Here is a 21,695-nt window from a genome sequence, read left to right on the forward strand (position 1 = left end):
AAAAAACTTAACCTGAATAACCTATGCTTTAATTTTAACGAAGTTCATGCTGCGTTGTGTTTCATTTAAGGCGGTTATACCTACGCTGATGTATTCCTCGGGCAGCAAGGGCGTAATCCGCTCCGGCCATTCGATCAGGCAGATATTGCCGGAATAAAAGTATTCTTCATAACCGATGTCATATACTTCCTGAAGGTCTTTAATGCGATAAAAATCAAAGTGATAAACAGGCTGCTGATCCTGGTCAAGGTATTCATTGACAATGGAAAAGGTAGGACTGGAAACCACATCCTCAATGCCCAGGGCCAGGCATATTTCTTTGATAAAAGTGGTTTTTCCGGCGCCCATATCGCCTTCAAAGACGAAGATTTTTTCTTCGCCAGAAAAGGATAAAAGTTGTTGTGCGGCCTCCGCTAAACCCTGGAGGCCATTGATTTTTAGGTTCATGAGTGGAATAAACTAACGTGAACTATAAGTGGCAATAGGAATAATCATCTCCTCTAAGGAGATACCTCCATGCTGGAAGGTCTCATTGTAATAGTTTACAAACTGGTTGTAATTATTCTGATAGACAAAATAACGGTCTTCCTTTGCGAAAATATAATTAGAGCTGATATTTATTTTGGGCAATTGTGCCTCATGTGGGTTTTTAATCAGAAATACCTCCTTGGCATTAAAATTAAGATTTCTGCCTTGTTTGTAGCGCAGGTTGGTGTTGGTGTTACGGTCGCCGATTACTTTACTTGGCCGCTTCACCCTGATGGTACCATGGTCTGTGGTAATGACCACTTTTACCTGTTTTTGACTAAGTTTTTTCAGCAGCTCCAGTAAAGGGGAATGCTCAAACCACGATAGGGTAAGGGAGCGGTAGGCTGCATCGTCATTGGCCAGCTCTCTGATCATCTGCATGTCTGTACGGGCATGAGATAACATGTCTACAAAGTTGTAAACGATGGCATTGAATTCGTTTTGCATCAGGTTATTGAACTGCTCATTCAGCGCCTTACCATCATCATAAGTAAGGATTTTATGGTAGCTGAATTTACAGTCTTTACGCAGGCTACGTTTAATCTGCTCCCCTAAAAAGGTTTCCTCATGCATATTTTTTCCACCTTCTTCATCGTCATTCTGCCACATGGAAGGAAACTTTCGCTCCATTTCCAATGGCATTAAACCAGAAAATATAGCATTCCTTGCATATTGGGTTGCTGTGGGCAGAATACTTGAATAGGTATCCTCCTCCTCCAGGCGGAAATGCTCGGTAATAAAAGGGTTGATGATTTTCCATTGGTCATAACGCAGGTTATCAATCAATATAAAGAATACCGGCGTTGTAGAATTGATTAAGGGGAATACTTTCTTTTTCAAAAGTTCATTGGAAAGCAAAGGGGCTTTTTCTTTACCATTTACCCAACCCAGGTAGTTGTCTTCAATAAACTTAGAAAACTGCATATTGGCCTCTGCCTTTTGCATGGTTAAGATCTCATGCATTTGCGGGTCATCGAGTTTTTCAAGCTCCAGCTCCCAGAAAACAAGCTTTTTATATACTTCTACCCATTCTTCATAGCTCAGCTTGTCATTAAGGGTCATACCCAGACGCCTAAAATCCTGCTGATAGGCCATAGAAGTCTTTGCGCTGATGAGGCGTTTGTTGTCAATAATCTTCTTAATGGTGAGCAGCACCTGCTTAGGGTTGACCGGCTTAATTAAGTAATCGTCTATTTTTGAACCAATGGCATCTTCCATGAGGTTTTCTTCCTCACTTTTGGTAATCAGCACCACCGGAACTTCATTGTTAATATTTTTAATGGCAGAAAGGGTTTCTAATCCACTCAAGCCAGGCATGTTTTCGTCTAAAAAAACCAGGTCAAAATGCTCCTTGCCAAAAGCTTCCAGGGCATCGTTTCCATTAGTAAACGTGGTTACGTGGTAGCCTTTTTCATTCAGTAATAATATATGTGGTTTTAATAAGTTAATCTCATCATCGGCCCATAGAATTTTGGTTTCCTGCATTATCTTTAAAATTTGTAAATAAAAATAGCAATTTTTGTACCGTATAATTTATTTAGCAGCTTTGAATAAAAAGAAAATCATAAATGACCCGGTATATGGGTTCATCAATATACCCTCGGCACTTGTATTTGACCTGATTTCTCATCCTTATTTTCAAAGGCTTAGGTATATTAAACAATTGGGAATGACACATTTAGTCTATCCTGGTGCTTTACATACCCGTTTCCACCATGCTTTGGGTGCCATGCACCTGATGAGCCTTGCCATAGAAGTTTTGCGCGGTAAAGGACACGAGGTGACAAAAGAGGAGGAAGAAGCGTCAACTATTGCCATTCTGCTACATGATGTAGGTCATGGGCCGTTTTCACATGCCTTAGAGCATAGCCTTGTTAACGGCGTACAGCATGAGGATCTTTCTGTGCTGATCATGGAAAAATTGAATATCGAATTCAAAGGGCAGCTGGCATTGGCCATGGAAATTTTTAAAGGCCACTATCCTAAAAAGTTCTTAAACCAGCTAATTTCAAGTCAGCTTGACCTTGACCGGATGGATTATCTTAACCGTGACAGTTTTTTTACGGGGGTAACCGAGGGGGTAATTAGTTTCGACCGCATCATTAAGATGTTTAATGTGGTAGAGGATAGCCTGGTGGTTGAAGAAAAGGGCATTTATTCCATTGAGAACTTTTTAATTTCCAGAAGGCTGATGTATTGGCAGGTATACCTGCATAAAACAGTGATCTCGGGAGAGCAGCTATTGGTGAAAATACTGGAACGTGCTAAAGAACTGTCCTTAAAAGGCAGTGTGCTTTTTGCCACCCCGGCACTTCAGCATTTCTTGGCGCAACGCATTGAAGGAACGGCATTTTTTGAGAAAGACATCCACCTGGAGCAATTTATGAAGCTCGATGATCAGGATATTTTTGCCTCCATTAAAGTATGGGAGGATCACCCAGATGCCATTTTATCACGTTTATGCAAAATGTTAACGTCAAGGAATTTGTATAAAATTGAAATGACCAACGTGCCGCCCCAGGAAGGCAGGTTAGAAATGCTTAAGGAAAATGTTGCTGTGGTATTAAATATTAGCCCGGAAGAAGCTCGATATTTCGTTTTTACAGCTGTAATCCGCAACCGTGCTTATAATGCCGGCAGTAGCAATATTAACATTCTCTTAAAAAACAACACCCTAATAGATATTGCCAAGGCTTCGGATTTGTCTAATTTAGAATCTTTAGACAAGACGGTTAAAAAATATATACTTTGCTACCCAAGAATTATTTAGCATTATTTAACAAAAAGAGTCTATTTTTATTTCGTTTTTTAACGTTTGTAAATAAAAGCAGAATAATTATAAGCCTCATGGGTTTATTTGTTCATATCAATTTAACATTTATCTTTGTAAAATGCAATTTACTGCCAAGCAGATAAGCGAACTATTAAGTGGGACCGTTGAGGGTGATGAAAACGTTCAGGTGGCGGAGCTTTCAAAAATTGAAGACGGCAAGCCCGGATCTCTGTGTTTTCTTTCCAACCCTAAGTATGAAAATTTTTTATATTCGACGGAAGCTTCTGTCGTAATAGTAAGAAAAGATTTCGTGCCAACGCAAGAAGTTAGATGTACTTTAATTAAAGTTATAGACCCCTACAGTGCTTTTTCAGTCCTTTTAGATAAATATAAGGAAGTGATGAGCCAGGGTGAAAACCGCAGCGGTATTGAGCAGCCCAGTTTTGTGCACCCTACAGCCAAAATTGGGAATAATGTTTACATAGGTGCTTTTAGTTATGTCTCTGCCTTTGTGGTCATTGGCGACAATACTAAAATTTATCCTCATGTATTTATTGGTGACCACAGTCGCATTGGCGACGATGGAGTAATCCATCCTGGTGTTAAACTTTATAACCATTCTGTTTTAGGAAACCGCGTTATGATACATTCGAATACCGTTATTGGCAGTGATGGTTTTGGTTTTGCCCCACAAAAGGATGGTACCTATACTAAAATTGCCCAAATCGGTAATGTAGTAATTGAGGATGATGTAGAGATTGGCTCAAATACAACGATCGACAGGGCTACTATGGGATCTACTTTTATCCGTAACGGCGTAAAACTAGATAACCTGATCCAGATTGCACATAATGTTGATGTAGGTCCTCATACGGTTGTGGCGGCACAAACAGGCATCTCCGGCAGTACAAAACTGGGCGGAAACTCCATTATCGGTGGGCAGGTAGGCATTGCGGGGCATTTAAATATCGCTAAGGGTACCCAGATTGGGGCCCAGGCTGGTCTTAACTTTAACATTACAGAAGAATATAAACAATGGCATGGCAGTCCGGCACAACCTTTAAGGAACTGGATGCGCGCCTCTGTCATTTTTAAACAGTTGCCCAATGTTGAACAGCGTATAGCTAAACTGGAAGCAGCAATAAAAGAATTAACCCTATTAAATAGAACTAAGTAGCCTTTAATCAACTAATGAACGTTAAACAAAAAACCATTAAAGCGGAAATTTCTGTAAGTGGGGTCGGCTTACACACCGGTGCTAATGTGACCTTAACATTTTGCCCTGCTCCAGATAATCACGGATTTAAGTTTCAAAGAACTGATTTACCAGGACAACCTATTGTTGATGCAGATTGCGATAATGTAACTGATACGGCACGTGGAACAACCATTACGCAAAACGGTGCCAGTGTAAGTACAGTGGAACATGTAATGGCATCCCTGGTGGGCATGGATCTTGATAACGTTTTAATAAAAGTTGATGGTCCTGAGGCGCCAATTATGGATGGCAGTGCCATTTTGTTTTTAGAAGCTTTAGAGTCTGTTGGTGTTGTTGCACAGGAAGTTGACAGGGAATATTTTCAAATTCCTTATAACATTACCTATACTGAAGCAGACCGCAAGGTAGAAATTGTGGCTATGCCGTTAGATGATTACAGGTTTACCTGTATGATCGATTATAACTCGCCTGTTTTAGGCAGTCAGCATGCCGGAATTTCCAGCATCGCTGAATTTAAAAAAGAAATCGCTTCCTGCAGAACTTTCTGTTTCCTACATGAACTGGAATACCAGCTTAAAAACAACCTGATTAAAGGTGGTGATTTAAACAATGCCATCGTTATTGTAGACAAGGAAGTAACCAGAGAAGAGCTGGATCACCTGGCGACTATTTTTAAACGCAGTGCCATTGATGTTGCCCCACAAGGGATTTTAAACAACATGGAACTCCGTTACCAAAATGAGCCTGCACGTCATAAGCTATTAGACATGATTGGTGACCTTGCCTTGGTTGGGGTGCATTTGAAAGGCCATATCATGGCTGCCCGTCCGGGCCATGCTGCCAATATTGCTTTTGCAAAAAAGATCAAAGCAGCGATTAAGAAGGAAAAAAATAAAAAAGTACAACATGTTTATGATCCTGCGGCCAAACCACTTTATGATGTGGTGCAGATCATGGATATTTTACCTCATAGACAACCTTTTTTGTTCATCGACAAGATTCTTGAACTCACTAAAACTTATGTAGTGGGTGTGAAGAATGTAACAATGAATGAAGAGTTTTTCAAAGGCCATTTCCCCGGAGCGCCAGTGATGCCCGGAGTTATCCAGATTGAAGCCATGGCACAAACCGGCGGGATTTTAGTGTTAAGCACTGTTCCTGATCCAAGAAATTACCTTACTTATTTCCTTAAAATCGATAATGTTCGCTTCCGTGCTCAGGTTCTTCCTGGAGATACGATTGTATTCAGGTGTGATTTAGTGGAGCCTATCAGAAGAGGCATAGCCCAAATGAAAGGTGTTGGTATGGTTGGTGAAAAAATTGTGGTAGAAGCAGAGATGATGGCACAGATTTCAAAAGTAAAAGATAGCGAACGTACCTTATGATTCAACCCTTAGCATACATACACCCCCAGGCTAAAATAGCAGATAATGTAGTAATTGAGCCTTTCGCTGTCATCCACAAAGATGTTGTCATTGGCGAAGGAACCTGGATCGGTTCTAATGTGGTCATCATGGATGGTGCCCGTATTGGTAAAAACTGTAGGATTTTTCCAGGATCAGTGATCTCTGGTATCCCTCAGGACCTGAAATTTGCAGGTGAAGTAACTACTGCAGAGATTGGTGACAATACAACCATCAGGGAATGTGTAACCATTAACCGCGGTACTAAAGATAAATGGAAAACGGTGATTGGCAGCAATTGCCTGATACAAGCTTATTCCCACATTGCGCACGACTGTGAAGTTGGAAATTATTGTATCTTTTCAAACAGCACCACGCTTGCAGGACATATCACCATTGGTGATTACGTGGTTCTGGCAGGCTTAGTGGCCATTCACCAATTTGTAAAAGTAGGTTCTCATGCCTTTATTACAGGTGGTTCACTGGTACGTAAAGATGTTCCTCCGTATGTGAAAGCAGCAAGGGAACCTTTATCTTATGCAGGAATTAACTCTGTAGGTTTACGAAGAAGAGGTTTTGCTTCTGAGAAAATCAACGAGATCCAGGAGATTTACAGGGTGCTTTTTGTGAGACATAACAATATCTCTAAAGCATTGGATATGATTGAAGCGGAATTTAAACCGACAGAAATAAGGGATGAAATTGTTGATTTTATCCGGAATTCAAACCGCGGCGTAATGAAAGGCTACGGTTCGGTAAGCTCATAAAAGGCAATGATCATTGATGTAAAAAATGCTGGCCGCCGTTTTAATCAGGAATGGATATTTAGAAATTTCAATTACCAGTTTAAAACCGGCGGAAGTTATGCTATCCTTGGGCCTAATGGCTCAGGAAAGTCAACTTTGTTAAGTGTGCTCATGGGAAACCTATCGCCTTCTGAAGGCGATACTACCTACAAGGACACGCAAGACATACCAGTAGCTGATTTTTACAGATACATTAGTTTTGCTGCTCCTTACCTGGATTTGATTGAAGAGTTTACTTTAGAGGAAACCATTAAGTTTCATTTCCAGTTTAAAGACTTACCGCAGGGCATGACTTTAAACAAGGTATTAGATCGGTTGGGTTTGGCAAAAGCGCAGGACAAAGCGCTCAAATATTTCTCTTCGGGAATGAAGCAACGAACAAAATTAGCTTTGGCTTGTTGTTCTGCTACGCCAGTATTACTTTTGGATGAGCCTACCTCAAATTTAGATATACAGGGTGTAGATTGGTATCAGCAGTTGATCCAAGATTATTCTAAAGACAAATTAGTTATTGTTTGCTCCAACCAGGAGGTAGAATACTCCTTTTGTGCTGAACGTATACAGGTTAATGATTATAAATAAAAGCATAAAATGCCTCATTTTCTAATCTAATTGTCAGGAAAAGGGGCGTTTTGAGACAAATAAAATTATTTTTATTTTACTATTGTGGAATCCATTATTTGTCTTTACCTTTGCGGCACCAAAAATGGTAGTAGCTATTGATACAATTTTAAAGTTAAATAGCAAACTGATTAGTAATAAATTGCCAATGTTTAACAACCATGTTTATATGGTTAATTTGATAAACATGCTGGTTAACATATAGAAGAGTATTTAAGAATTTTCATAGTTTAGTTTTAGGTTTAGGTTGATTGTGGCTTCGGAGTGGTTCCCGAAGCCATCTTTTTTTACCTTTGTTTTTATGAATAAGGCAGAGATCAGAAAAACCGCTACCCAGCAAAGAAATTCTTTAACTGCGCAGCAACTGCAGCAGCTCAGCGAACAATTGCTGCTGCAATTTATAAAATTTGATTTCTCAGCCATCCATACCATCCACCTCTTTCTGCCTATTGAGAAAAAGAATGAGCCCAATACATTTCTTTTCATAGATTGGCTGCAGCAAAACCATCCTTCGATAACGATTTTAGTGCCCCGTGCAGACTTTAATACCGCAATGATGACTCATCATGTCTACAAAGATGTTAAAGGGCTTACAAAGAATGTTTTTGATATCCTGGAACCTCAAAATGAAAATGAACACCAGGGTACAATAGACATGGTGCTGATTCCGCTATTGGCTTTCGATCAGCAGGGTTATAGAGTAGGGTATGGTAAAGGCTTTTATGATCGCTTTTTGCAGCGGCTGACTACTAAAAAGATAGGCCTTTCCTTATTTCCTCCCGTGGAACAAATAGCGGACAGCAATGAGCACGATGTGCGGCTGGACCTTTGTCTTACCCCAGAAAGTGTTTACGTATTCAATTGAGCTTTAATAAAGTCGGTAACTAAATAAACAATTGTTTTTGCCGCATGATGATCTGTACGGCCATCACTTAACTCTACTGCGCCTTCAGAAAGATGGAGGTAAGACAGTTTCTTCTTGGTATTGAGTACCAAACGGCGCATGTCGTTCAGCGTAAAGCCAGAAGGGGTGGAGGCACTGGATAGCACATTTTCAATGGCATCAAGGTCTATTTCCATTCCCATGTTGTAATCGAAGGGTTTATTGAAATCAGGCCATATATTGGTGCGGTCTTTGGTTTTGATCAGCTCATCGAAATACAGGCAACTGATCTGCGGGCTGGTTTCTATCTGTTGCAGCACGCTCATGTTATTGTAATTCTCATGCAAGCCAAAGATGCCGTAATTTTTAAGGTAACCATCCCGGAGCGCATAGCTGAATGCATTGCCACTGTGGCGACCAGCATCACCCCTCAGGTCAGCATGGGCATCAATATTGATGACGTCGATTGGCCTGCCTCTGGCCATAGAGAGTGCTTTTATGATGGGATATGCATTGTTTTGTCCGCCGCCAATCACAATTGGCACTTTCCCTGCAGCAAAGATCTGCTGGATCAAGGGGTAAACGAGCTCATCGATCTCCTCTACTTTTTGATATAAATCGGTAATATGATTGCCTTTAGGTGCGGAGATTTCAAATTGCCCTAGCAATAGCAGCTCCGCACCAGTTAAAAACATATTACTCTGGACGTTCAGTAAGCTTTTGAGTACTACGTTCCAGGTATTGGCCGTACCGGCAATTCCATGGTTGGCCAGCACACCATAATCTTCTGGAATACCCAACAGCACAAAAAGTGCTTTACTTCGGCTGAGCTCTTCCAGAGAAGAAAGGGTCTGTATCTTTTGGCCTAGCTTAACCTCGCCTTCTCTGGTAATGGTTAAAGCACTTAACTGAGTTTGTGTAAAAAGTTTAAATCCATCCATATGCGTTACTATTTATATGTTCTTTGACTTCTTTTTAACAAAGGTCTTGACGTGCTTAAACCTACATATCAGGGTTATGGTTTTAATTCCAATAAAACCGGACAATGATCAGAATGAACGGCATCAGGCAATATGGTTACCCCTTTAAGTTTATCAAGCATTGGTGCTGTTGCCAACTGGTAATCTATACGCCAGCCCAGGTTCTTTGCCCTTGAATTAGCCCGGTAACTCCACCAGGTATAATGATGTGGATCTTTGTTAAAATGACGGAAGGTATCAATAAAGCCATTATTTAAAAAGAGCTCCATCCATTGCCTTTCTTCAGGTAAGAATCCAGAAGAGTTTGCATTAGATTTAGGGTTGTGGATGTCGATCGCCGTATGGCAAATATTGTAATCTCCCGAGATGATTAAGTTAGGAATTTCTTTACGCAGTTCTTCTATATATCCATCAAAAAACTTCATGAATTCATATTTTTTAATTTGCCTGTCATCGCCACTTGAACCAGAAGGCATATACAAGCTGATCAGGGAGAAATCATCAAAATCTGCTCTTATTATCCGGCCTTCTTTATCTATCCACTCTTCTCCGCAACCATATTCCACATGTTTTGGTTTAACTTTACTGAAGATAGCCACACCACTATATCCTTTTTTCTCTGCCGGAAACCAGAAGTGCTGGTAACCCAGCTGTTCAATGACGGTAATGATGTCTGGAATTTGACTTGGCAATGCCTTTACTTCCTGTAAACAAACCATGTCTGGGTTGAGGCCATTGAGCCACTCCAGAAAGTTTTTAGTCACCGCCGCACGGATTCCATTAATGTTATAGGATATGATTTTCATCTATTTATGCTTTTACTTGAGTTAATGCTTTTTTAATTTTCCGCTCCAACTTACGGGCTTCCCGTTTTTTTAAAACTGTTACCGTCATGGCCACGTTAACTATAGGACGGTCGTTTTTGCCCGTTTCTACTGCAGCTACCTGATCAATAAGCGCTATGCCATGGATCACTTCACCAAAAACGGTGTAGTTTCTGTCAAGGTGCGGACTGCCCCCTAAACTTTTATAAACTTCGCGCTGGTCAAGTGGTAATTTAAAGTGCAGGCGATGAGTTTCAAGCCTATCGAGCTCTTCATCGGAAAATACTTTACCCTGTACCAGGTAAAATTGACAGCCACTGGAGGCTTTTTGCGGATGATCATCTCTTGCCGCTGCTAAAACACCTTTCTTATGAAAAAGACTGTCGTTAAATTCTGCAGGAACGGTGTAACCTACATCACCCTCACCCAGTTCTTTATCGCTTGCTGCATTTTTTGAATCCGGATCACCACCCTGGATCATGAAGTTCTTAATTACCCGGTGAAATAAGGTGCCGTTATAAAAGCCTTTTTTTGCCAGTTTAATAAAATTATCACGGTGTAATGGGGTTTCGTTATACAGCTTAATCAGGGCAGTTCCCTGATTGGTAGAAATTCTAACATATTGAAATTGCGGCTTTTTGGCTACAACAGCCGTAAATAAAAAGCACGTCAACAAGGTAAAGAGGTATTTCATATCAATTAATAAGGTGATGGGGGTCAAAATAACAACTTTTTTAGAACTCATTCCTTACAATAGACTTGTTTTATATAAAAAATAATTATTAATTTTACTGACCATCAGCACTCCTGGTGGATGCGCTTAAAACAATCATACGAAAATGAAAACACGACAAAGAATAATATTTGCGTTAGGTGTCGTTTACCTGTTGAGTATAATTGTCATAGGCTTAAAATTGCAATTAAGCAGCAATCAATCTCCCCAAAATTCCTTCAATAAACAAGCAACTTGTAAAGCTGGTCCTGCTGTTGCAACAAAAGTTTCCACTTCAGCGGAAGCCGTTGCTGAAGAAGAGGCGGAAAGAAAATTTAACATAGCAAATTTGGTAACGCCCGTTGTTGCCGAGTTTCTCCAATATGTATGTCCTGCGTTGTTTTCTCAAAATAGCAGCCCTGCGTTAGATTAGCCTAACCATCATTAATTACCCTACATCAATTTTTTAGCAGGCCGGAAAGCGTAATTTTACATGAAATAATTTTATTTACATGTCAGATTTATCAATCTTGAAAACGCTGTCGTCCACACTTCCTGTTGAGGAGCAATTGATGCCAGTACTATTTATTGGTCATGGCTCACCCATGAACGGAATTGAAGACAATGAGTTTACCCAAGCCTGGATAGAACAAGCACAAAGCATTCCTGTTCCTAAGGCCGTTGTAGTGATATCTGCACATTGGTTTACCCGTGGAACCTTTGTGACGGCTATGGATTTCCCACCTACCATCCATGATTTTGGCGGCTTCCCGCAGCCCTTGTTTAATGTGGAGTATCCTGCTCCTGGTGATGTACAGCTTGCTGCGGAAATTGCGGCAATGGCCACCACAACACCAATTGAGCTCGCCCATGACTGGGGTTTAGACCACGGCGCCTGGACAGTGATCAGGCACATGTACCCTAATGCTGATATTCCGGTATTGCAGCTGAGCATGGACTACACCAAAAACCCTGCTGAACATTATGCCCTGGCCAAAGAACTGTATTCCTTGCGCAAAAAAGGTGTTTTGATTATGGGTAGCGGCAATATGGTGCACAACCTGCGCATGATGAGCTGGGAAATGATCAATGGCGGAGGTTATGATTGGGCACTGGAAATGAATGAGCAGTTTAAAAATCTAATTTTGAATGAAGAGCACGAACGCTTAATTGACTATAAAAACATCAACAGGGCGGCCATGAATGCCATTCCAACGCCAGAACATTACCTGCCACTGTTATATACATTAGGCTTGCAAAAATCAGGGGAGAACATCAGCGTGTTTAATGATAAGGCTGTTGCCGGATCCTTAACGATGACTTCCGTACGCATAGGCTAGGATATAACTTTTGTCTATATCCCTATCGAGAATAAGTATGCGTAATAAGTGTGTCACCGTTGTGTATAAGCAGATATAGCTGTACATTTGCGACAACAAAAAAACAAAAATTATGATAAATATAGGTCAACAATTTCCCTCATTTTCAAAAACAGCATTAGTTAGTTTAGAAAAAGGAAAAGAGTTTGAAACACTAAGCTCTGATTCATTAGTTAACGAAAACAACCAATGGACTTGCATGTTTTGGTGGCCAAAAGATTTTACTTTCGTATGCCCTACTGAAATTGCTGAATTCAACAACCACTTTGGTGAATTTCGTGATCGTGATACAACTTTAATTGGTGCTTCTACAGATTCAGAATTTGTACACTTAGCATGGAGAAATAACCATGATGATTTACGTGGTTTAAAATTCCCAATGTTAGCTGATACTTCTAAATCATTAGCTGAAGCTTTAGATATATTAGAACCAAATGAAAAAGTAGCTTACCGTGCTACTTTCATCATCGATCCTCAAGGTATTGTACGTTGGGTAAGTGTTAACGATTTAAGTGTTGGCCGTAACGTAAATGAAGTAATCAGAATTCTTGATGCTTTACAAACTGACGAACTTTGTCCTTGTAACTGGGAAAAAGGTCAGGAAACTTTAGGCGCTTAATACCCCATTTTAATGATAATCCCTGTAAAATGCATTTTTGCAGGGATTTTTTGTACCCCAAAAATAAAAGAAAACCATGAGTGCTATAACAGAAACTATACAGGAATTACTTGCTATTGTTGGTCTTGAAGCTGACTATAGAAATGAAAGTTTAACCCTTTTAGAAAAAGGAAACTCCCGGTATGTACGTGATTTAAAATTAAACTTTAGCAGTACTTTCACTTCTTCTCATTTAAGTGAAAAAGAATGTGCTTTAATGGCATTGAGTATTGCTGTAAATAACAACAATGCAATCCTAACTAACTTTTTTGAAAAACTAGCTTTGTCAAAAGAAGCGACGGCAGAAGAAGTAGCTGAAGCTGTAGGTTGTGCATCTCTGTTGGCTTTAAACAATGTATTCTATCGTTTCCGTCACTTTACAGGAAAAGAAAAATATACCCAAATCCCTGCTCGTGTGCGCATGCAATTAATGAGCAGCCCGGTAACAGGTAAAGAATTTTTTGAATTAATGAGCATCGCGGTTTCTGCTGTTAATGGCTGTGAAATGTGTGTTAATGCCCATGAGCAATCTATTCTTGGCCTTGGTGCAACTGAAGAAAGAATTTTTGACGCAGTGAGAATTGCCTCTATCGTTACTTCAGCAGGAAAAGTAATTTACTAAACCCTTAAGTCAAAAAAAACGATACCTACCTGCGGGTAAGTATCGTTTTTTTGTATAAAAGAATGTATTTAAGCAGAGTTTCTTCCTGCGTTGACAATTCCATAAACGGTTCTGATCGCCAGCTTTTCGTAGGACTGGTGTTCTTCTGTGGCTTCATCTGTCTCCAGTAAGTTGTGGAGGGCATAATGTTGAATTAATACTAACGGAAGAATGATTTTCTCTCGTACAGCAATGGATCTGCGTTCAACAGGATAATTCTCCATTAAAACCGCTTGTCCTGATAGCTTTAACAGCATCTCTTTAGTTAATACATATTCATCGTTTAACATTTTCCAGAAAGAACCGAATTCTTTGTCATTTTGGAAATGTGCGGTGAGCGAGAAGTCCGACTTGCTCATAGACATCATACAGTTGTCGATAATTGTTTTAAAATAACCCGACTTATGGTATGTTCTTACCACGTTGTCCCAGTTTCCACTTTCGTCCTGGTTTTTTAGGGCAGTACCTACGCCATAAAATCCCGGAATATTTTGTTTCAGCTGTCCCCATGATGTCACAAAACTAATGGCCCTCAAATCTTCAAGCTTCAGTTTCTCCCCTGAATTCCTTTTTACAGGCCTGCTGCTGATGTTAATTCTAGAAAGCAAGCTGAGTGGCGAAAAGCGCTCTAAGTAACTTAAAAATAAAGGATGTTTACGTAAATTTACAAAGCTTTTAAAGCTATCTGCAGCCATAGAATCCATCAATTGTTTATGGACGGGATCTAACAAGATGTTATGCTTCTCGCGTACGCCAGAAGAAATGCCTGCGTTGATCAACTGTGCCATATTGAATTCTGCACTGTCAATGGAGCCATACTGCGAACTGATAGTTTGACCCTGTATAGTTAGTTGAATATTTTCATTGGCAATTTCTTTACCCATGGAGGCATAAAAGCGGTGTGTTTTACCGCCGCCACGTGCAGGAGGGCCTCCACGACCGTCAAAGAACGCCAGGCGGATGTTATGTGCTGCAGATACCGTTGTTAAGGCTACCTTGGCGTTTAAAATAGACCAGTTGGCCATTAAATAGCCACCATCTTTGGTGCTGTCAGAAAACCCCAGCATGATATCTTGCTTAAAGCCTCTTTTTGCCAAATGTTTGATGTAAAATGGGTGCATATAGAGTGTCTCCATAATCTCACCGGCACCTTCAAGGTCATTTACAGTTTCAAACAGTGGCACAAAATCAATAGTTAGATTTTCTTCATCCCATCCGTTCCACAAGAAAAGTTCCATCAGCTGCAAAATATCACTTGCCTGCTGGCAATTACTGATGATAAAGCGGTGGCAAGCCAGCTCGCCATTACTTTTTTGAATGGCCTGAATTTCAGCAATAGTATTCAGGGTGTCGTTAATCAGTTCATCGTTTTGCTCAGCATAGATGACCTTTGCACTTTTGAAAGATAAAAGTTTAATTTTCTCTTCTTCACTCAACGTATCGTAATTCTCTGGAAATAGAGAAACAATCGGTTTGCTTTGTCTGCAAAAAGCATGTACTTCTCTCAGCACACGACTATCCTGTCTGATATCCAAAGAGGCAAAATGACAACCATAAAGGTTAATCTTTCTAATTAAATCATCTACCAGGTTAGCAAAAAGGCCGTCATGGTCCGCAATTAAGGTGTTTTTAATTTCGTATAAATTATCAATAAGGTTTTGTGCAATGTTTTCAGGAACGATGTTGGTGTCAAATGCATTTTTATAAAGCACATCCTGTATAACAGCAATGGTATTCTCCACCCCTCTAAAGGTAATGCGGCGTTTCAATTTCCTGAAATCACGGTAATAACAACGGAAAAGTATCTGACGCAACATTTTAGCCACTTGTATAGTGTCTTGTGTATGTACATTCGGATTACCATCTCTGTCGCCACCCGGCCAGAAACCCAATTCTATAATTTTCTTTGGTGCCAGTTGGAATTCCGCCAAATTCAGGTCTACCTCTTCCTGAATTTGCGCTGCGGCAAAGTAAAATACATTTTCCAGGTACCAGGCCAAGCTTAAGGCTTCATCAACAGGTGTAGGCGATTTCTTGTTAAAGAAAGGCGTTTTTCCCAATTGCTGCAACAACTCATTGATACTGGTAATGTCGTTTATCTTTAATGCTGCGGTAAGGTCGGTGATGATAGAAAGCACACTCCCCGGATAAAATTGCGTAGGGTGCGCCGTTAAAACCAGGCGTAAAGAGAAGTCTTCAATCAGTGTTTTAATCTTATTGCCAAGTTCTTCATTATCAACACCCTTACTAAGGTAGGAGTGCATTGAACTCTGGTCATCCATGGTATTGAGCTTATTAAAAGAAGCATCTTCCACAGCATCAAAAAGTACCACCTGTCGCTCAATATATTGAATAAACCTAAACAACAAGTCTATAACATCCTTATTGTTATAATTCTGCGCATACTTTTCAATAAAGGTGCTGATGATCTCACCAGAAGTTTGATGAGCTTTAACGCCCTCTTCACAATGTTTGATAAACAGGGGTAACAATGTTCCGGTATCTTTAACCCTATAAAAGGGCAAGGTGAGGAACAAGCTATTATACAGTTCGAATCTCGAAACGACTTCATTATTGAAGGTTGATTCTTTTTGTCCTGTAGCTATTAGGTTGTGGTTCATGTTAACGGTATTATTTTTGGGCTTAAGCTATGAAAAATGATTAACAAAGTCATTATCTTGTTCCAAAAAATTGGAATTTAGGAAAAGATATTTATCTTGCTATCCTTTAAGCTTAAACAATTTTAAACCGTAACTACTGTGTTTTGTTTCTGTAGAGGACTCATACAGGTAATTAATCGTAATTTTTTTGATAAAAAGCCGCCGTGGAGTACACTGGCGGCTTTTTTAATTATAAATTAGATTAGAAGTTAATGAACGTCTGTTGGTATATTGACGTTCTTCTTGAACTTTTGCAAATAAAGCAAAGGGATAGAAAATAAAAGCACTAAACCAGCTACCCAATAAGCATCACTATAAGTCAATAATAAAACCTGCTTAGTAACCGTACCTTCAATGGCTTTTACAGCCAGCATTTTTGAATCCAGGTAAGAATGGCCTTTAGCTATAAAGTTTTGTATAAAGCCATTAAAACGTGTCGTAAAAGCAGGATTGTATTCATTTACATTGACTAAAAGGTTATTGCGGTGAAAACCTTGACGCACATGAATTAAGGTAGTTAAGGCGGCAATACCAAAGGATCCACCCAATTGTCTCATCATGTTGTTTAATCCTGATCCCTGACCTATTTCTGCACCTTTAAGATCCTGAATAGCCAATGTTGTCAAAGGCACAAACAGTAGAGCCATACCTACACCTCTGATCATTAAAGGACCAAAGAAATCATTAGGGCCAGATGCTAAAGTTGATTTACTCAACATGGAGCAGAATACAAAGAAGAGCAACATACCCCCTGTGGCCATAAATTGTGCAGGGACGCCCTTTTTAAGCATGATACCAATAAAAGGCATCATAATAATGGTACACAAGCCTCCAGGAAATAACAATTCACCAGTTTGAAGGGCCGAAAAGCCCAATAAATTCTGGCAAAATATAGGGAATACAAAAACAGAACCATATAAACCAAAACCAAGAATGAAGGAAGTAAACATCCCTACAGAAAAACTTCTGTGTTTCATAATTTTGAAATTCACAATAGGGTGGTCGGTACTCATCTCTCTCCAGATGAAAAGAATGACACCAAAAACCGAAAGTACTGCTAACACCGTAATGTAAGGTGTGCTAAACCAGTCTTCACTTTCACCTTTCTCTAAAAGTGTTTGTAAACTGCCTACTGCAATAGCTAACAAGCCAATACCCCACCAATCAACAGGTTGTCCCTGACCGTCTTTTGGTGTCGTTCGCACAAAGGTGTACGTACAATAGGCGGCGAGAATGCCGACGGGAATGTTGACGTAAAATATCCATGGCCAGGAACTGATTTCAATGATATAACCGCCAATAGTAGGTCCTACTGTTGGGCCCACCACCGCTCCTAAACCAAATAAAGCTGTGGCAATACCCACATCTTCACGTGGCCAGGTTTCAATTAAAATGGCTTGTGCCGTTGAAATCAATCCACCACCAGCAATACCTTGCAGAATTCTGAACAATACCAGTTCTTCAAGTGAGGTTGCATTACCACAAAGGAAAGAGGCAAAGGTAAAGAGGATAATGGAGGTTAGAAAATAATTCTTACGGCCAAAGCGACTGCCAAGCCATCCTGACATAGGTAAAACGATTACATTGGCAACAGCATAACCTGTTGACAGCCAGGCCACATCTTCTAGTGTAGCTCCAAGGTTCCCCTGTATTTGTGGCAGGGCAACATTGACAATGGTAGTATCAATGAGCTCCAGTAAAGAAGCGGTAATCACCGTAAAGGTGATGATCCATTTTTTTAAACCTACTTCGGCCATATTGTTAATCTTTTAAAAGAACAGATGCTTTTACACTCAACCCAGGACGAAGTTTGTCAAGCATTGTTTTTGAAATTTTTGTCAGCTTAATTTTTACAGGCACACGTTGTACAACTTTAACAAAGTTACCTGTAGCATTGTCTGGAGGTAATAATGATCCTTTAGCACCGGTAATAGGAGAGAAATTATAAACTTCGCCTTCTATGTCTTCTTCAGGATAAGCATCAACTTCTACTTTTACATGCTGTCCGGGTACAATTTGCTCCAGTTGCGTTTCTTTGAAATTCGCCGTCACATAAAGGCTGTTTTCATTCACAATGGTAAACAATGATTGTCCGGCTTGTACCAACTGCCCTTTTTGTACATTTTTTTTGGTTACTAATCCTGTAGCAGGTGCTTTAATTTGCGTATAAGACAATTGCAGTTTAGCAAAATCAACGTCACCCTGATGTTGGTTTACACCACTGCTGCTTACGGCAAGCCTGGATTTTGTGGTGCCTACTTGTTTAAGAGCAGCTGCATATTGATCATTCGCCGCATTGTAGGCCGCTTGTGCAGTTTCTTTTTGCGCTTTTGCCTGGTCAAATTGCTGTTGGGTAATAGAGCCGTCTTTGATTAGGTTTGCATAACGTAAATAATCTTTTTGGGCAAGTGATAACTGTGCACGTGCAGATTCAATTTGCGCTTTTGCAGTGCTGGTATTTGCAGAGGTCGCTACAATTTCAGCTTGTGATACATTAACACCTGCATTGGCACCAACTTGTCCGGCTTCAGCCTGTTCCAGTTTTACCTTGAAATCGCTGTCATCAAGTTTAACCAATACCTGACCTTCAGTAACGCGGGTGTTTTCTTCAAATAATATATCGTTAACGTAACCACCAACGCGTGCAACTACAGGGCTGATATCGCCGTCTATCTGTGCATCGTCAGTATCTACGTGTTTGCTATAATAGATGTATTCTTTTGTACCAAATACAACTCCAATAATTACCAATACGGCTAATATGATCGGTACAATTTTACTTTTCTTCTTCTTTTCAGTTGTCATGTCGAGGGCTCTTAAGGAGTTATTTTTCCTGTTGATTTTAAAAGGGTGTAATAAGCTAAACCAGCATCTGCTTTAGCAATTTCAAGGTTTATTTTACTTTGGTATAATAAAGTTTCTGCATCAATACGGTCAATAGCAGAGGCTACGTTATTTTTATATTTGGAGGCCAATAGCTTATCATTCTCTGTAGCTTGTTCAATTGAGGTTTTAAGAATGGAGATTTTATTGGTGGAAAGAAGGTATTTGTGGTAATTGGCATTAACCTCAGTTTTTACCTGGTCAAATACTACATCTTTTTGTAAGGAAACTCCTTTTTGCTGTACCTTGGCTTCACTCACTTTATTTCCATTGGTCCACAAGGTTCCAATATTCCAGGAAAGGGTAGCACCAACGGTCATAGGGGCAATAAATTCATTCGACTGTGGAATAAAATGACCGTTAGGATTGATGTAATAGGCATTGGCACCCACACCAAGCGTTGGTAAAGTATTTGCTTTAATGCTCTTCACATTAACGGCCGCAACCTGGCTTTGCAGGTCGAGCTGTTTAAGTTCTTGCCTGTTTTCAATGGCCATATTTAAATATACAGTAATGGGCTCAGCAGGCTTCATTAACTGTTCTGGCTCTACAATTTCCACTTCTGTATCTTCAGGTAAACCCAAAAGAATGTCGAGGTTGTAGTTGATAATTTTACGGTTACTTTCTAATTCCAGCTCAGATAAAGCTACATTAGCTTGCTGGAGTTGAAAACGGAGCACGTCATTTTTAGTGACGATGCCCTGGTCAAAGAAACGTTGGGCCTGTTTAATCTGGGCATCAATTACTTCCAGGTTTTGAGCTACCACTTTTTTGCTCTGCATTACTTTGAAGAGGGCATAATAGGTGTTGATGACCGCATAACTCACTTCTTCTTTATTTTTATCGGCATCTAAAAGGGCCACTTCAGTGAGTAAACGGGTAGATTCTTCGGCATACTTTAATTTTCCGCCGCCATATACCAGCTGCTCTATGCCTGCTGTACCAGCAAATGCACTCGAACGGTTTGGTAACTGCAGGGCCGTAGCACCATCGATAGAAAGTTGATGTGTTGGTATCTCTACATGATTAAAGAGAAAGGTGGCTTTTGCCGTAGGAAGGGCATTGTCTTTGACCATGCGCAACTGGGCCTGCGCTTCTTCTATTTTATTTTGTGAAAGTTTTAAATTTTTGCTGTTTGCTATGCCCAGGTTTACAGCCTCGTTTATACTCAGCTTTTTAGGCTGCTGCGCATACACTAAACAGGGAAGCAGCAGGATGACGCAGCTCAATTTAATGGTATTTGTTATCATTGATGATGGGTTAGATATGTTTTAATAAGGTCATTTAAATGTTCCGTTAATCGGGCACTGATCAGGTTGCGGTCTGCTTCTATGTTGATGTCCAGGTTGATGTCTGCGTTTACTTTAAAAGGAAACATCACCACATTACTGATGGTGCCCACAATAGTGGCAATCAACATCCTGCTATCTACTTTCCTAAACTCTCCATTGCTAATCCCTTCATTGATGATATTGTCGATCACCATTACATTAGCCAGCATGGCATCCTTAATGGCAAGAAACATATATGGTCTTTGTGCTAAAGAAAGTTCACGCTGTAACATCCTGTGAAAGGGTACGTTTGATAAGATGCGTTGGGCATATCCATTAACTACCCTAAGCAATTTATCAATATGGGCAATTTTGTCTTCATTAATGCTCTTCAGCTGCACGTTGAAATCCTTGATCCTGTTACTGATGATTTCCATAAAAACGCCTTCCTTTGAGCCAAAATAATAGTTAATCATGGAAATGTTGGCATCCGCAACCTTGGAAATCTCCCTGGTTGAAGTCCCTTCATAACCTTGTTCACTAAACAGTTTTTCCGCCGCCTGTATAATCCGTATTCTTTTATTCTGTATCTCCATTTAGAAAATTGAGCCGCAAAATTAATCAATCGTTTGATTAGTTTTTATCCTGCCTACAAATTTTAGTTATATGTTACTTAAGAATGACAAGCGCAGCGCCTGATTACAGTGAGAAGTTCAGCCATTATAGCTTCCTTTTTTAAAATAATTCAATACCTTTGACAGATAAGAATTTAATAAAATGATCAACGAAGAAAATAATACAAGTTTTGACTGGGTATATTACGTATTAGGCGTATTTTTTGGTATTTTAGTAGGAGCAATTACTACTGGTAGATTTGGTGCTTCCTTGTTAGGTGGAATCATTGGACTTATCATTTCAGCATTGTTTCTTAATAAAATCGTTAAAGGACGTAAGTACTAAGCGTTTCAGTAAGAAACAAACAGCCTTATCACCTATTGCAACAAATTATATATCTATGAAAAAACTAAGTCTTTTTCTACTTCTTGCTTTTATCGGCTTTGCCGGAACAGCTCAGGAAGTTAAATTCTCTGGACTGGATAAAAGCCCTATGGATGTGGTTTATTATCCCTTAAGAGCAACGCAGGTTAAAGCTGGTGAGGCTTTTCCAGGTGTAGTAAAAGTAACCTATTCTAGGCCATCTAAAAATGGACGTGAAATTTTCGGTGCGTTGATTCCTTTTGGTAAGGTAGATCGTTTAGGCGCTAATGAAAGTACAGAGATTAAATTTTTTAAACCTGTAACCATTGGTAAAAAAGCAATTAAAGCGGGTACTTACAGTTTGTTTGCTATCCCGAACAAAGATAGCTGGACTATTATTTTAAATAGCCAAACAGACAGATGGGGCGCTTATACCTATAATGAAAGTATGGATGT

The 21,695-nt window shown here is 39.9% G+C and carries 22 protein-coding genes; 12 read left to right on the top strand and 10 right to left on the bottom strand.

The annotated features are described in order from the left end of the window. Window positions 1–21 precede the first annotated feature (21 nt). The gene (tsaE, locus tag ACR2F7_RS05675; protein WP_432712616.1) at window positions 22–447 is read right to left on the bottom strand and encodes a tRNA (adenosine(37)-N6)-threonylcarbamoyltransferase complex ATPase subunit type 1 TsaE; all 426 of its coding nucleotides are present in this window, start codon (window positions 445–447) and stop codon (window positions 22–24) included. 12 nt (window positions 448–459) lie between these two features. After that, window positions 460–2,013: a PglZ domain-containing protein gene (locus ACR2F7_RS05680; RefSeq protein ID WP_432712617.1), complete on the bottom strand. Its 1,554-nt coding sequence runs from the start codon at window positions 2,011–2,013 to the stop codon at window positions 460–462. A gap of 61 nt (window positions 2,014–2,074) precedes the next feature. Between ACR2F7_RS05680 and ACR2F7_RS05685 the strand changes: the two genes are divergently transcribed. From ACR2F7_RS05685 to ACR2F7_RS05710, 6 genes are all read left to right on the top strand, one after another. Continuing rightward, on the top strand, window positions 2,075–3,298 hold the full coding sequence (locus tag ACR2F7_RS05685; protein ID WP_432712618.1) for an HD domain-containing protein: 1,224 nt from the start codon (window positions 2,075–2,077) through the stop codon (window positions 3,296–3,298). 121 nt (window positions 3,299–3,419) lie between these two features. Then, window positions 3,420–4,478 carry a UDP-3-O-(3-hydroxymyristoyl)glucosamine N-acyltransferase gene (gene lpxD / locus ACR2F7_RS05690; protein ID WP_432712619.1) on the top strand — a complete coding sequence of 353 codons (1,059 nt, stop codon included), beginning with the start codon at window positions 3,420–3,422 and terminating at the stop codon, window positions 4,476–4,478. Between the two features lie 14 nt (window positions 4,479–4,492). Next, entirely contained in the window at window positions 4,493–5,905 is a 1,413-nt protein-coding gene (locus tag ACR2F7_RS05695) for a bifunctional UDP-3-O-[3-hydroxymyristoyl] N-acetylglucosamine deacetylase/3-hydroxyacyl-ACP dehydratase (RefSeq protein ID WP_432712620.1), read from the top strand. Continuing rightward, window positions 5,902–6,690 carry an acyl-ACP--UDP-N-acetylglucosamine O-acyltransferase gene (gene lpxA / locus ACR2F7_RS05700; RefSeq protein ID WP_432712621.1) on the top strand — a complete coding sequence of 263 codons (789 nt, stop codon included), beginning with the start codon at window positions 5,902–5,904 and terminating at the stop codon, window positions 6,688–6,690. Before ACR2F7_RS05695 ends, lpxA begins: the two co-directional genes overlap by 4 nt. 6 nt (window positions 6,691–6,696) lie before the next feature. After that, on the top strand, window positions 6,697–7,311 hold the full coding sequence (locus ACR2F7_RS05705; protein WP_432712622.1) for an ABC transporter ATP-binding protein: 615 nt from the start codon (window positions 6,697–6,699) through the stop codon (window positions 7,309–7,311). Window positions 7,312–7,651: 340 nt separating this feature from the next. Next, window positions 7,652–8,215, top strand: a complete 564-nt coding sequence (locus ACR2F7_RS05710; protein ID WP_432712623.1) for a 5-formyltetrahydrofolate cyclo-ligase — start codon at window positions 7,652–7,654, stop codon at window positions 8,213–8,215. Here the strand turns inward: ACR2F7_RS05710 and ACR2F7_RS05715 are convergent. From ACR2F7_RS05715 to ACR2F7_RS05725, 3 genes are all read right to left on the bottom strand, one after another. Beyond that, entirely contained in the window at window positions 8,200–9,174 is a 975-nt protein-coding gene (locus ACR2F7_RS05715; protein ID WP_432712624.1) for a formimidoylglutamase, read from the bottom strand. The genes ACR2F7_RS05710 and ACR2F7_RS05715 overlap by 16 nt on opposite strands. Before the next feature lie 74 nt (window positions 9,175–9,248). Next, complete coding sequence (locus tag ACR2F7_RS05720) at window positions 9,249–10,019, bottom strand: exodeoxyribonuclease III (RefSeq protein ID WP_432712625.1); 771 nt, start codon at window positions 10,017–10,019, stop codon at window positions 9,249–9,251. Between the two features lie 4 nt (window positions 10,020–10,023). Beyond that, window positions 10,024–10,782, bottom strand: a complete 759-nt coding sequence (locus ACR2F7_RS05725; protein WP_432712626.1) for a peptidylprolyl isomerase — start codon at window positions 10,780–10,782, stop codon at window positions 10,024–10,026. A 94-nt stretch (window positions 10,783–10,876) separates the two neighbouring features. On the opposite strand from ACR2F7_RS05725, the gene ACR2F7_RS05730 reads away from it, so the two are divergent. The 4 genes from ACR2F7_RS05730 to ACR2F7_RS05745 all read left to right on the top strand — a co-directional run bounded on the left by ACR2F7_RS05730 (window position 10,877) and on the right by ACR2F7_RS05745 (window position 13,408). Next, window positions 10,877–11,182, top strand: coding sequence for a hypothetical protein (locus tag ACR2F7_RS05730; protein WP_432712627.1), 306 nt, complete (start codon window positions 10,877–10,879; stop codon window positions 11,180–11,182). 79 nt (window positions 11,183–11,261) lie between these two features. Beyond that, a complete protein-coding gene (gene ygiD / locus ACR2F7_RS05735; RefSeq protein WP_432712628.1) occupies window positions 11,262–12,089 on the top strand; it encodes a 4,5-DOPA dioxygenase extradiol in 828 nt (275 codons plus the stop codon). Between the two features lie 112 nt (window positions 12,090–12,201). Beyond that, complete coding sequence (locus tag ACR2F7_RS05740) at window positions 12,202–12,747, top strand: peroxiredoxin (protein ID WP_432712629.1); 546 nt, start codon at window positions 12,202–12,204, stop codon at window positions 12,745–12,747. A 76-nt stretch (window positions 12,748–12,823) separates the two neighbouring features. Continuing rightward, a complete protein-coding gene (locus ACR2F7_RS05745; protein WP_432712630.1) occupies window positions 12,824–13,408 on the top strand; it encodes a carboxymuconolactone decarboxylase family protein in 585 nt (194 codons plus the stop codon). Window positions 13,409–13,476: 68 nt separating this feature from the next. Here ACR2F7_RS05745 and ACR2F7_RS05750 read toward each other — a convergent pair whose 3' ends face one another. From ACR2F7_RS05750 to ACR2F7_RS05770, 5 genes are all read right to left on the bottom strand, one after another. Beyond that, the gene (locus tag ACR2F7_RS05750) at window positions 13,477–16,068 is read right to left on the bottom strand and encodes a phosphoenolpyruvate carboxylase (protein ID WP_432712631.1); all 2,592 of its coding nucleotides are present in this window, start codon (window positions 16,066–16,068) and stop codon (window positions 13,477–13,479) included. 248 nt (window positions 16,069–16,316) lie between these two features. Beyond that, the gene (locus ACR2F7_RS05755) at window positions 16,317–17,864 is read right to left on the bottom strand and encodes a DHA2 family efflux MFS transporter permease subunit (RefSeq protein ID WP_432712632.1); all 1,548 of its coding nucleotides are present in this window, start codon (window positions 17,862–17,864) and stop codon (window positions 16,317–16,319) included. Between the two features lie 4 nt (window positions 17,865–17,868). Beyond that, entirely contained in the window at window positions 17,869–18,912 is a 1,044-nt protein-coding gene (locus ACR2F7_RS05760) for an HlyD family secretion protein (RefSeq protein ID WP_432712633.1), read from the bottom strand. An 11-nt stretch (window positions 18,913–18,923) separates the two neighbouring features. Beyond that, complete coding sequence (locus ACR2F7_RS05765; RefSeq protein WP_432712634.1) at window positions 18,924–20,240, bottom strand: TolC family protein; 1,317 nt, start codon at window positions 20,238–20,240, stop codon at window positions 18,924–18,926. Next, a complete protein-coding gene (locus tag ACR2F7_RS05770; protein WP_432712635.1) occupies window positions 20,237–20,857 on the bottom strand; it encodes a TetR/AcrR family transcriptional regulator in 621 nt (206 codons plus the stop codon). Before ACR2F7_RS05770 ends, ACR2F7_RS05765 begins: the two co-directional genes overlap by 4 nt. 181 nt (window positions 20,858–21,038) lie before the next feature. On the opposite strand from ACR2F7_RS05770, the gene ACR2F7_RS05775 reads away from it, so the two are divergent. Then, window positions 21,039–21,221 (top strand): hypothetical protein, encoded by a 183-nt coding sequence (locus ACR2F7_RS05775; protein ID WP_432712636.1) that lies wholly within the window; start codon window positions 21,039–21,041, stop codon window positions 21,219–21,221. Between the two features lie 55 nt (window positions 21,222–21,276). Then, window positions 21,277–21,695 (top strand): DUF2911 domain-containing protein (locus tag ACR2F7_RS05780; protein WP_432712637.1); only part of this gene is annotated, 419 nt, incomplete at its 3' end.

The organism is Pedobacter sp., from assembly GCF_045628745.1.
GTDB lineage: Bacteria > Bacteroidota > Bacteroidia > Sphingobacteriales > Sphingobacteriaceae > Pedobacter.